We start from the raw sequence: 12079 nt of genomic DNA, 5'->3' as shown, positions 1-12079 counted from the left end.
TAGTTCGCAGTAGCATTAAGTTGTCGTAGAGAGGTCCGTAATGGGTAGACGGTCGGGGTCGCGCACCGGTTCCCCAACGTTCGGGAAGATAGCCGATACGGGGGCCTTTGGAACCGGACTTGCGACCGGCGGAAGCGGCTACCCGATCAGGCGATCTTCGACCGGACGGCGCGCGGCTTCGAACCGTGCCGCTGCACCCGCGTCGAGTTCATGGGCGATGCCGAGCCAGTGGCGATAGTCTTCCTCATGCGCAGCCGAAGCAGCCAATGTGGCATTGGTCAGGGCGACCGGAACGGCGCGAAGTCCGTGTTCGGCAAAATGGTGCAAGGCAGCTTTCGTCGTATCGCTCATGATCTTCCGGGCCTCCTGTCCCGCACTATCGTTGGCGGCCGCACCGATTTCCCCGCGGCTGAGGACCCTGGCAAGGGGCGAACGCGCGGCGCAGCGCGCAGACGCAAAACGAACGGTCATTTCGATCATGCTCCCCGTGGTGGCCGCTGGCTCATCCAGCGTTCCGGCTAGGACACTTTATAAGGCCAGCTTGCTAAACTTCGGTTCCGCAGCATGCTTGCCGCAATATTAAAGCTGCTGCCGGTGCTATTACGGAGGTGCTGGCTTGCCGCCGTGTCGATCGGGGGCGCGGCGAAGCGTCTTGTCCTTCGGCCACCGCATGGCTAGAGGAAGCGCATTGGTACGGGTCAAGGGAACGCGGTGCGATACCGCGGCTGCCCCCGCAACTGTGACCGGCTAGGCGCGCTCCGAAGTGCCACTGCGAAAGCGGGAAGGTGGAGCAGGGCCGATGATCCGGGAGCCAGGAGACCTGCCTGTACTAGTCGTTCGGCCGCGGGCGGGGTGTACCGATGGCAAGCGGGGACGGAGTCGATCCAGGCTTCCTCCCGTCATGAGCGGCGTTCGTTCGTGATAGGAGGAATTGTGTACAAGTACCTGTTTTTGCTCACCGCTTCGGCGGTCCCTGCAGCCGTTCATGCGCAGACTGCAAGCGAAGAAGCGTTGGCCGAGATCATCGAGCGCCAGGACGCCGAGGGTGAGCCTGAGCCGGTCGGCGAAGAAGTCTATGTTCAGACGCGCCAGCCCGCCAGCGAATCCGTCATCACCGTGACCGCCAACGGTCTGGGAACGGACCTGCGCAACACCGGCCAGTCCATCACCGTGATCGACCGCGAGGAGATCGAGACACTCCAGGGCGCCGATCCGGCCAATGCGCTGGCCCGGGTGCCGGGGCTGTCCTTCTCGCGCAGCGGGCCTGTCGGCACGGTGACCAGCGTCAATGTCCGCGGCGCGAATGCGGACCAGCTCCTGGTACTGGTCGACGGTGTGCGCGTGGCCGATCAAGCCAGCCCTTCGGGCGGGTTCGATTTTGGCAATCTCTTGCTCGGGACCGCAGGCAAGATCGATGTCCTGCGGGGCTCAAACAGCACAATCTGGGGCTCGGAAGCCGTGGGCGGCGTGGTCGATATCTCCACCCGCACCGAACGCGGCATGACCGGCAGCGTCGAATATGGCGCGCGTGACACGCTGTTTGCCAGCGCCGCTGCAGGGACGGGCGATGACGATGTGTTCTTCGGCCTGACGTCCTCATGGTACGAGACGGACGGATTTTCCGCCGCCGCATCGGGGACGGAAGCCGACGGTTCGCAGCAATTCGCCATCGGCTCGACCGCCTTCGTCAACCTGACGCCGAGCCTGGAAGCCTTCGCCCACGCCAATTTCGCCGAGGGAGAGGTCGAGATCGACGGCTTTTCCTCCACCGATTTCAGCCCTGCCGATAGCGACGACATGCAGAAAACCACGCGCTATTGGGGCGATGTGGGCCTTGCCTATTACGGTAACGACCTGACCCTGCGCGCGGCCTACAGCCTGTCGGACACCGAGCGCAGCAATCGCGACGGGGACGGCGCGGAGACCTTCGGCAGCGACGGCCATTCGGAGCGGCTCTCGCTGCGCGGCGAATATCGCCTGCTCGGCGGCCTCTCGCTGGCGTTTGGCGGCGATCACGAATGGACCAGCTTTGTTACCAGTTTCGACAATGCTGCCGAAACCGAAATCAGCGGCGCCTATGCGCAGCTCGGCTGGGTCATGGGCAATCTTGCGGCACATGCCGGAGCCCGCGTGGACGATCACGAACTGTTCGGTTCGCAGACCAGCTTCGGCGGCGATCTGAGCTATGGTTTCGCAGGCGACTGGCGCGTGCGCGCGAGTGTCGGCGAAGGCTTCAAGGCACCCACGCTCTACCAGCTGCTTTCCTTCTACGGGAACGAAGACCTTCAGCCCGAGGAAAGCACCAGCTTCGATCTGGGCGTGGAGAACGGCCAGCGCGAATCCGGCCTGCACCTCGCGCTCACCGGTTTCCGCCGCGACAGCGACAATCTGATCGGCTTCGGCTTTATTGCCGACCGGCCGTCGGGCGTCTATCTCAACACGGCGCAGGCGCGCGCGCAGGGTATCGAGGCAGAGGCGGGCATCGACCTGGCACCCGGCCTGCGCCTTGCGGGCATCTACTCCTATGTCGAGGCGGAAGACCGCATGACCGGACTGGACCTTGCGCGGCGGCCCGACCATTTCGGGACGATCTATGCTGATTGGGAGAGCAGCTTCGGCCTCGGCCTTGGCGCGGACCTGCGTATCGTCGGCCCGAGCTGGGACAATGCCGCGAACACCAACCGGCTGGCCGGATACGAACTGCTCGATGTGCGCGCCTCCTTCGGCATCGGCGATAGTCTGGAACTGTTCGGACGGGTAGAGAACGTCTTCGACACCGAATACCAGACGGTTGCCGGTTATGGCACCGCGGGGCGCGGCGTCTTCGGCGGAATACGGGCGAAGATGTGATCCGCCTGCTGCCCGTTCTGGCCCTGCTGCTCGCCGGTTGTGCGGGGGCGGGGCCGGGGCGCGGTTCTCCGGACGATCGACCGACGGTCGTCAGCCTCAACCCTTGCACCGACGCGATCCTCGCCGAAGTGGCCGAGCCGGGCCAGTTGCTGGCGATTTCGCACTACAGCAAGGACCCGCGGGCAAGTTCGATGTCGGCGGAGGACGCTGCGCGGGTTCCCGCGACCGGCGGCACGGTGGAGGAAGTGCTCGCCCTCGATCCCGACGTGGTCGTGGCGAGCACATTCATTGCGCCCGCTACCCGCGCCGCGCTGGAGGACCTGGGCCTGCGGGTGGTGACGTTCGGGGGCACTGCGGATGTCGCGTCAAGTATTGCACAGATCCGCGAACTCGCTGCACTGCTAAGCAACCCCGAAAAGGGCGAGGTTCTGGTAAAGCGGATCGAACTGGCTCTTTCGGAAGTGGCGGACACCGCAAAGCCTGTCGAAGCAGCATTGTGGCAACCGGGCGGCATCGTACCCGGTGAAGCCTCGCTGGTGAGCGACATTCTGCAGCGCACGGGTTTCGCCAGTTATTCCGCCGCGCGCGGCATGGCGCAGGCGGACTATCTCTCGCTCGAACAGGTGGTTGCCGATCCGCCGCAAGTGCTGCTGGTCGCCGGGAGCGAGGCGGGCCAGAGGCATCCGGTGCTGGACAGTATCGACGGGATGGCGCGAGCCGACTTCGACACGCGCCTAATCTATTGCGGCGGCCCGACTATTATCCGCGCTGCCCGGCGGCTGAAGACGATCAGGGATACGGTCTCGTGAACCGCGCGACGCTCGTATTCGCCCTGCTCCTCGCGCTTGCCCTGCCGCTTTCGCTCCTGGCCGGCCGTGTGTGGCTGGACCCGGCGACCACTCCCAATGCCGCGCTGATCCTCGGCGAGCTGCGCCTTCCGCGCGCGGTGCTCGCGATCATCGTCGGCGGCGGACTGGGCGCGGCGGGCGCTGCGATGCAGGGCTATCTCCGCAACCCGCTGGCCGATCCCGGCCTGTTCGGTATCGCCCCCGGCGCAGCACTGGGCGCGGTGGTCGCGCTCTGGTTCGGCTATACGGCGAGTGCGTGGCTGCTGCCGCTCTTCGCGCTGATCGGCGCGGGCGGGGCCATGGCACTGCTGGCTGCGATTGCCGGGCGGACGGGCGGTATTGCCTTGTTCACGCTCGCGGGCCTGATGGTGGCGAGCCTCGCCGGAGCCTTGACCGCGCTCGCCATCAGCATGGCGCCGAACGCTTTCGCCATGAGCGAGATCGTGTTGTGGCTCAACGGCGCGCTGACAGATCGCAGCTGGCGCGAAGTCTGGCTCTCGGGGCCGCTGGTCGCACTCGGCGTGCTGCTCCTCTGGCGCACCGGACGTTCGCTCGATGCGCTCACGCTGGGCGAGCCGGTTGCGCGGTCGCTGGGGATCGACACGTCGCGCCTGCTCTGGCTGCTCATTCTCGGCATCGGGCTGACCGTCGGAGCCAGCGTGGCGGTGGCAGGGATCATCGGTTTCGTTGGTCTGATCGTTCCCCATCTCGTCCGCCCCCTGACCGACCGCAGGCCTTCGCAGCTGATCGTTCCGAGCGCACTAGCGGGAGCACTGCTCGTGCTCGTCGCCGACAGCCTCGTGCGGATTCTACCTCTAGTCACCGAACTGCGCCTCGGGATCGCGCTCAGCCTGCTCGGCGCCCCGTTTTTCCTCTGGTTGCTGCTGCGGATGCGCAGGGGGCTCGCATGATGCTGGAGACCTCAGGATTGACGGTCGGCAACCGCATCGAAGACATTTCGCTTGCGCTCGAACCCGGCACCATCACCGCGATATGCGGTCCGAACGGTGCGGGAAAGTCCACGCTTCTCGAAGCAATGGCCGGCCTGTTGTCGCCGGACAGCGGGACGGTTTCGCTGGGCGGAACCGACCTTTCACAGATCAAGCCGCGCGAACGGGCGAAACGGCTCGGCTATCTCCCGCAGGCGCATGAAATCGCCTGGGACGTTTCGGTTCGCAGCCTCGTCGCGCTGGGCCGGATGCCGCATGGAGATACGCTTGCCGGTCCTGTCGATGCGGCGCTGGACGCCGTCGATGCCGCGCAATTCGCCGAGCGCCGCGCCCAGACCCTGTCGGGCGGCGAGACGGCACGGGTTCTCCTCGCACGCGTTCTGGCCGGACAGCCGGAATGGATTCTCGCCGACGAGCCGCTTGCCGCGCTCGACATTGCGCACCAGCTTGCGCTGATCCGGCACCTGAGCGCCACCGCTGGGCGGGGTGTGGGAGTGGTCGTCGTTCTCCACGATCTGGCCCATGCGATGAACCATGCGGACCGCGTGATCGTCCTCGACCGGGGCAAGATCGCAGCGGAGGGCGCATGCGAAAACGCGCTCGACCAACGGGTGGTCGAGCGCGTCTGGGGCGTTCCCGCGCGCTGGATCGGCGATCCGGGCGCGCGGGCGCTGATTACCGGCTGATTTACTCGCCTGAACCGCTACCGACTGTCTCGGGCGGAAGGGCTCCGTCGCTGGCACCGGGCGTTGCGTTCTCGTCTTCGCCGCTGCTTGCGACCAGACCCAGCGCTTCGAGCATGTAGCGCACGTTCGGATCGCGGCCCGCGAAATTGCGGTACATTTCGCCGTAATCCATCGTGCCGCCGCGGCTGAGCACGGTTTCGCGATAATGATCGCCATTCTCGCGCGTCAGCCCGCCGTTCTCGCGGAACCAGTTGCGGCTGTCATGGTCGAGCATCTGCGTCCACAGATAGCTGTAATAGCCTGCGCTATAGCCTGCCGGCGACGAGAAGATGTGGTTGAAGTAGCTGGTCCGGTAACGCGGAGGAACCAGAGCCACTTCGAGGCCGAGTTCGGACAGTGCCTGTGCCTGATAGGCAGAGACTTCCTCCGGCATGTCGATAGCTGCAGCCTGATCGGCCGTCAGCGCATGCCATTTCATGTCGAGCAGGGCGGCCTCGACCACTTCGCCGAAATCATAACCCTGGTTGAACTTGCTAGCCGCTTCTATTTTCTCGACCAGCTCGGTCGGGATCGTCTCACCGGTTTCATAGTGCTTGGCGTAGTTCGCCAGCACTTCCGGATGTGTCATCCACATTTCGTGGACCTGGCTCGGGTATTCCACGAAGTCGCGCGCTGTGGCCGTACCCGACAGGCTCGGATATTTCTGGTTCGCGAAGAAACCATGTAGTGCGTGGCCGAACTCGTGGAAGGTCGTGTTGACCCAGTCGAAGCTTACCAGTTGCGGCTCGCCTGCCGGTGCCTTCGGAATGTTAAGAACATTGTAGATTACCGGCTTGTTGTTCCAGAGGAAACTCTGGTCGACGAAATTACTCATCCATGCCCCGCCGCGCTTCGAAGGGCGCTGGAACGGGTCGAAGTAGAACAGGCCGAGTTCGCTGCCGTCGCGATCGAACACCGTATAGGTCCACACATCGGGATGATAGACGGGAATGTCCGTGCGGCGCTCGAAGTTCAGGCCATAAAGCTTGTTGGCCATGTAGAAGACGCCGTCTTCCAGCACCTTTTCGAGCTGGAAATACTGCATCACCTCATCGTCATCGACCTCGTAACGCTCGGCCTTGACCATGTTGGCATAACGATACCAGTCCCACGGCTGGACGTCGAAGTTCTCGCCTTCCTCGCGGATTTTTTCGTTCAGCAAGGCGGCTTCGCGGCGCTGTGTCGCGGCGAGGGCAGGGACCATCTGGCTCATGAAGTCGAGTGCGGCCTGCGGGGAATCCACCATGCGGTCGTACATGGTGTAGCTCGCCCAGTCGGGTTCGCCGAACAGGGCGGCCTTTTCGGCGCGGAGAGCAGCAATCTTGGCGACCAGCGGACGAGTGTCGATGGATGTGGTGCCGTCGGCGCGGTTATAGCTTGCCTTGAACAGCTTCTCGCGCGCAGCGCGGTTTTCCATGCTCGGCAGGAGCGGCTGCTGCGTTGTGTTCTGAAGCGCGATGGCGAATTTGCCCGGCTGGCCCTTTTCGGCCGCGAGATCCGCAGCCGACTGGATGTCGGAATCGGACAGGCCGGCCAGTTCGGCACGGGTGTCGAAGAACACCGTCTGCTCGCTCATCGCGTTGCGGGCGAGCTGGCTGAATTCGGTCGTGACCGTCGACAGTTCGGTATTGATCGCCTTCACGCGTTCACGTTGGGCATCGGTCAACATCGCACCCGCGTGGACCATGCCTTCATACGTATCTTCGAGCAGGGCGGCATCTTCGGGCGTCATCGCCATTGCCGCACGGTTGTCATAGACTGCCTTGACCCGCGCGAAGAGTTCGGGATTGAGCGAAATGCTGTCCGAATGCGCGGAAAGCCTGGGGCTGATGTCGGTGTTGATTTCGTCGAGTCGGTCGGTCGTGTTCGAACCGGTCAGGGCGAAGAAGACCGTTCCCACGCGGCCGAGCATCTGGCCGGACTTTTCCAGCGCGACGATGGTATTGTCGAAAGTCGGAGCGGCGGGATTGTCGATGATCGCCTGCACTTCGGCCCGCTGGATTGCCATGCCCTGCTCGAAGGCAGGGATGTAATCGTCTTCCGAAATCTTGGTGAAATCGGGCGCGTGGAAGGGAAGCGAGCTTTCGGAAGCGAAATACCCCGTACCTTCGGGAATATCTGCGGAATCGCTGACATCGGCATCGGCCATCGGCTCGATTTCTCCCCCGGGTGCGGTGGTGCAGGCTGAAAGTAGGGCGGCTGCGGCTGTCGTGGCCAGGATATGGGCCTTCATGGTCTCTCCAGTAATAATAACGAACGCTTCAATGCTAACGCACTGACATGTGCGTTGGTTGCATTTGCGACCATTGCACCAGACTGAATGGCCCGATGCAAGCAAGCGGTGACGGTCGAACGGGCTATTTTCGTCTACGAATGACGGGTATGGATCAATCGAGAGGTTCGCCCGCTCCGCGTTCAGCCTGGTCGCGCGCCGTTGCCGCGGCTTCGTCCAGCGCCTGGCGATTGACGGTCATCACGCGGGGCTGCCCGCTGTCGTCGACCACCAGCCAGAGCGAGCCGAGTTCGAAAAAGGCACCCTGATCCTTCTCGACGGTCATCTGGGACAGGTCGAGACGTTGCAGCATGTCGAGCAAAGTTTCGTCGAACACCTCGTCGAACAGGGAATCTATCTGGTCCTCGCTCAGTTCCCGGCGCTCGCCATCCTCGTCGATGTAGAGCAGCGGTATGCCGACCTGTTCGAGGATCCGCGCCCTGTCGCCGCTGCGCGCAGCTTCTCGCAGGGCCGAAATGGCAGCTTCGAACTGGCTCGGGCTCGCGCCTGTAGCGCAGGAAATCGCGCCGCCTTTCACGGCATCGTTGGCACGGTCGAATTCGATATTCGGATCGTCCTGCTCGGACCATACCATCAGGAGGCAGTTCTCGCCGGGATCGGGGCTGGCCTGCGCTTCAACGGTTTCAAGCAGTTCCTGCCGGGCAGCATCCCCCGACTTCGTCTCGCTCGAAACGGGCGAACACGAGCAGGCGAGGGCGCCCAGCAGGAGCGTCGAGGAAGATTTCAAGCGGTTCGCGATCATTGGTTTGCGGCTTGGTAGGTGAGGATGGGTTCGTAGAGCGAGCCCTGGTCCCGCAAGTGGCTTTGGTAAAGGATATAGCTATCGACCGTCCACGGGCCAAGGTCGAGCCCGGCATGGCGTGCAAGAAAGGGCGCAGGGCTTTCGCTCGAGCTGTTGAGCCTCGCCACGGTAATATGGGGCGCGAACTTACGGGTCTCGGCGGGGAGGCCGCATTTGACGCAGATTTGCTCCAGTTTCCGCTGTAGCCGGACAAGAGGCTCGCTCGGCGCTATTCCTGCCCATACCGAAGTAGGTCTGCCCTTTTTCTCGAAGTGACCGCACCCCGCAACGCGCAGTTCGAATGGATCGAAGCGGAGCGATGCGGCCGCATCCGCCAGATCGTCCGCAAGATGCGTTTCGACATCGCCGATGTAGCGCAGCGTGAGATGCAACTGGTCTTCATCCTGCCAGCGGGCGTTATCGATCTCGGCCTCGATATCGATAATAGCATCGCGGACCGAGGCGGGCGGACGGATTGCGAAGAAGAGGCGGTGGCTCATTTATACGGTCTGGCGTGCGGCGGAGGCACGGAAAGTTGATGTCGGCCTGGAATTACACCTTAGGACAGGTTTGAAGAACCGGTTTCGCGCGGATCTTCGTATGACGCATCCAGGAAAATCTGTTCGCGGCGTTCGGACCGGAACTCCAGCCCGCGTGCCACCCTGCCGCCAGCATGAGTATAGTTCAATTCGTCCGAAATCGCATCGTAATCACGCGATTGGATCGCCGCGTTCAGCCGCGGACTTTCGCTTTGCGATACGTTTCCGAGCCCAACATTGTATACAAGGTCGAGCAAGGCATCGAATTCATGCTGGTGCAGCGGGAGATCGCCCACCAGAATGCGCACGCCGCGCTCGGCGATGGCGAGATCCTGGTCAAGAAAATCGAGCGCCTGCTGGTCGCTGATACGGTCTCCGAGGCGGAGTTTGTCGGCTGGCCTGATGAGGTGGCCGATGCCCACAGTGGGATAGCCCGCAACGTCGCGATATACGGTGTAGCGTACGCCTTCTTCCTCGATCAGTGCCTGCTTGAACTGGTCGCTCGCCTTGAAAAGCGAGGCGGGTTTGCGCACACCTTCGGAGGCCGACAGCGCCATTTCGATGTGATCGTTCTTCCGTGAATTCGTCTTCTGACCCGGAGTGCCGGTGAATGCAGCAAGGCTCATGGCACCGACACCCATCAAAAGCGATGCGCGCTTGCGCGTCGAAAGGTTCGGTTTGACACTGTACACCTTGCCCGCGGCACGCCGCGCACGTTTCAAATCCTCACGGTGCTTCCGATGCCTGCGGATCCGCGAAAGCAACGAGCCTGCGCCTTTTTGTTCACCCGCATGGGGTGTCGAAGTCCATTTTTCGCTGTCGAGCGGCCGATCGACTTCCGCCATGAGCGCCTTCAGTCGTTCGCTCTGGATAGAGATCTTCGATGGAGGAGCAATGCGGGAAAGGTCGGCTGGCGCGCCCGATTTTCTGTTCTGCTTGTCTGACATGAATGTCGTGCGCCTCATTACTAGATGTTCCATGCCGCAGGAATCTCTGTCCCGCGGATGAGCCTCTAAAATGCATGCGCTTGGGTTGCAGGCATCGGGCCCGGTATATCTAGTCAACGGGTGGGAGGGGTGATCGGGTCCACGCTTCACCGTTCGTGCGCCACACGTGGCGGTCCGGCCGTGGCGTTTCAGGCGGCGGCGCGCACGCGATTGCGGCCTGTGTTCTTTGCCATATAGCAGGCCGCGTCGCTGCGCTGGAGGACATCGTCGAACTCTTCGCCCGGTTGCCATCTCGCGATTCCGATCGAGGCCGATATGGTCGCGCCTTCCAACCCCTTTTCACGCGAACGGATGTCAGCGATTTCCAATCTGAGATCCTCGGCAAACAGACGTGCTGCAGCGCCGTCGTCCTGGTTCAGGATAACGAGAAATTCCTCGCCACCAAGCCGGAAGGCGAGGTCGTCGGAAGAACCCGCCTGAGCCAGTCTCTCGCGAATGATATCGGCAGCAGCCACCAGAACGCGGTCGCCAACCGAGTGCCCGAAGTCGTCATTGATGGTCTTGAACCGATCGAGATCTATCATCAGGACATGGCGCGATTCATCGGCACATCCGGTTTCGCGCTGTTCGAACAGCTTACGCCGGTTTCCAAGGCCGGTGAGCGCGTCGCGCGAGCCAAGGTATTCGGCACGTGCCAGCGCTATGGAGAGATCTTCCGAAAGCTGGCGCTTTTCGACCAGCACTTCGGCCGCAGCCACGATATGGTGGCCGGTGCTGGAAGCGTAGGTCCGAATACCTAGACAGATTATTGCGGCAACCAGCCAAATGGCAGGGTTTGCCAGTTGGGGCTCGACAAGCGACAGCGAACAGGTGGTCACGAAGAAACTCGCCAGCATGGCATCGCGCGGAGCGGGCATAGCCGCCAGCGTAACAGCGATCAGGGCGACTGCTATCAGTATTACGGCCCGCACCATCTGAACGGCGGCAAAAGGCGTATCAGCAGGGGGAGGCAAAAGCATCAACCCCAATGTGATGCCCGTCAGGGCCATGGCGATAATCATTGTTCGTTGGGGCGAAGCGGATTCGCGCCTTTTGCGGACCGCGTTTTCGAGTGCGGATGCCGCCCGGCGCGTGAAAGCAAAGGAGGCCAGCCTGAGCGTCAACAGTGCGTACATGGTCAGTTTGTTGGGAAAGAACGCGAAAGCCACGGCCAGCAGCGCAAGCGCAAGGAAGCTTGAGGTCAGCGACCGATGCTCGCGCTCGAGCATGGCGATCATCGACTCCTGTCGTACCTTGTGTGGATCGACAGTCATGCGCGCGCCCGGTCGCGAGCCGGCGGTAGGTTGCGGATGCGCAGCCAATTTGGATCCCTTGATGCCTCCCCTTCGTCGCAGCAAGGTAACGGAGAAAAGTTAACGAAATCGCAAGACCCGTTAACTTCTCCGTCTAAGACGAATGCTGCCAAATACAGCCGACTGATCGACCGAGAGGCACGAACGCGGTCGGTAGTCGGGTCGCTACAAGACGAAGTCGTCCATCGTCAGATCGGCGAGGCCATCGACTGCAATGAGGAGATCGGCCACGCCATCGCCATCGGTGTCGCCTTCGACCATCAGGCCATTCTCGGTGGCGGTGTACCGCAGTTCGCCTGCCGTGCCGGAGAAGGCTGCATCGCCGATGAACGCGAAGGCATCGTCACCTCCGCCTGCAAGCGCATCGATCTGCGAGAGGTCGATAATGTCGCCATCGGCCTGGCTGAAGTCGAGGATGGTGTCGGCAAGGTGCGCGTAGCTGCCCGTATGGCCTGCCTTGAAGAGGAAGGTGTCCGCGCCCGTACCGCCGGTCATCGTGTCGATGCCCCAGTTGCCGATCAGGATATCGTCGCCGTCACCGCCCAGCAGAGTGTCGTTACCCGCGCCGCCGTTGACGACATCGTTGCCGGCCCCTCCATCGAGCACATCCTCGCCATTGTGGCCTTGCAGGAGGTCGTTCCCGCCATCGCCCGAGATGGTGTCGTCGCCCCCTTCACCGAACAACAGGTCGCGGTCGGCGCCGCCGGAGATGATGTCGCCGCCACTGCCGCCATAGATGCGGTCGAAGCCGGAATTGCCCGAGAGCGTGTCGATGCCGTCGCCGCCGAGCAGCA

11 protein-coding genes and 1 riboswitch are annotated in these 12079 nt (G+C 62.8%); of the genes, 4 read left to right on the top strand and 7 right to left on the bottom strand.

Annotation, left to right across the window (positions count from 1 at the left end):
- Positions 1 to 138: 138 nt before the first annotated feature.
- Positions 139 to 471: a hypothetical protein gene (locus GRI69_RS12395; RefSeq protein WP_160728599.1), complete on the bottom strand. Its 333-nt coding sequence runs from the start codon at positions 469 to 471 to the stop codon at positions 139 to 141.
- 207 nt (positions 472 to 678) lie between these two features.
- A riboswitch (cobalamin riboswitch) is annotated at positions 679 to 842 on the top strand.
- 91 nt (positions 843 to 933) lie between these two features.
- Between GRI69_RS12395 and GRI69_RS12390 the strand changes: the two genes are divergently transcribed.
- Genes GRI69_RS12390 through GRI69_RS12375 form a run of 4 tightly spaced genes read left to right on the top strand, consistent with a single transcriptional unit; the run spans position 934 to position 5334 of the window.
- The gene (locus GRI69_RS12390; protein WP_160728598.1) at positions 934 to 2850 is read left to right on the top strand and encodes a TonB-dependent receptor domain-containing protein; all 1917 of its coding nucleotides are present in this window, start codon (positions 934 to 936) and stop codon (positions 2848 to 2850) included.
- A complete protein-coding gene (locus GRI69_RS12385) occupies positions 2847 to 3659 on the top strand; it encodes an ABC transporter substrate-binding protein (RefSeq protein WP_160728597.1) in 813 nt (270 codons plus the stop codon). The genes GRI69_RS12390 and GRI69_RS12385 overlap by 4 nt, the downstream gene beginning before the upstream one ends.
- Complete coding sequence (locus GRI69_RS12380) at positions 3656 to 4609, top strand: iron chelate uptake ABC transporter family permease subunit (protein WP_160728596.1); 954 nt, start codon at positions 3656 to 3658, stop codon at positions 4607 to 4609. The genes GRI69_RS12385 and GRI69_RS12380 overlap by 4 nt, the downstream gene beginning before the upstream one ends.
- The gene (locus GRI69_RS12375) at positions 4606 to 5334 is read left to right on the top strand and encodes an ABC transporter ATP-binding protein (protein ID WP_419957074.1); all 729 of its coding nucleotides are present in this window, start codon (positions 4606 to 4608) and stop codon (positions 5332 to 5334) included. Before GRI69_RS12380 ends, GRI69_RS12375 begins: the two co-directional genes overlap by 4 nt.
- A gap of 1 nt (position 5335) precedes the next feature.
- Here the strand turns inward: GRI69_RS12375 and GRI69_RS12370 are convergent, their stop codons facing one another.
- The 6 genes from GRI69_RS12370 to GRI69_RS12345 form a co-directional block, all read right to left on the bottom strand.
- A complete protein-coding gene (locus GRI69_RS12370) occupies positions 5336 to 7606 on the bottom strand; it encodes a M3 family metallopeptidase (RefSeq protein ID WP_160728595.1) in 2271 nt (756 codons plus the stop codon).
- Between the two features lie 154 nt (positions 7607 to 7760).
- Positions 7761 to 8408 (bottom strand): hypothetical protein, encoded by a 648-nt coding sequence (locus tag GRI69_RS12365; RefSeq protein WP_160728594.1) that lies wholly within the window; start codon positions 8406 to 8408, stop codon positions 7761 to 7763.
- Positions 8405 to 8947 (bottom strand): RNA 2',3'-cyclic phosphodiesterase, encoded by a 543-nt coding sequence (gene thpR, locus GRI69_RS12360; RefSeq protein ID WP_160728593.1) that lies wholly within the window; start codon positions 8945 to 8947, stop codon positions 8405 to 8407. Before thpR ends, GRI69_RS12365 begins: the two co-directional genes overlap by 4 nt.
- A 59-nt stretch (positions 8948 to 9006) precedes the next feature.
- Entirely contained in the window at positions 9007 to 9951 is a 945-nt protein-coding gene (locus GRI69_RS12355) for a lysozyme (RefSeq protein ID WP_237453097.1), read from the bottom strand.
- 170 nt (positions 9952 to 10121) lie between these two features.
- A complete protein-coding gene (locus tag GRI69_RS12350) occupies positions 10122 to 11246 on the bottom strand; it encodes a GGDEF domain-containing protein (protein ID WP_160728592.1) in 1125 nt (374 codons plus the stop codon).
- A gap of 204 nt (positions 11247 to 11450) precedes the next feature.
- The coding region (locus GRI69_RS12345) for a calcium-binding protein (RefSeq protein WP_160728591.1) at positions 11451 to 12079 on the bottom strand (629 nt) is incomplete at its 5' end.

It is taken from the genome of Qipengyuania vulgaris (assembly GCF_009827325.1).
In the GTDB taxonomy this organism is placed as follows: domain Bacteria; phylum Pseudomonadota; class Alphaproteobacteria; order Sphingomonadales; family Sphingomonadaceae; genus Qipengyuania; species Qipengyuania vulgaris.
Note: the sequence above shows the minus strand (reverse complement) of the source record. Positions and strands in the feature narration are given on the sequence as shown.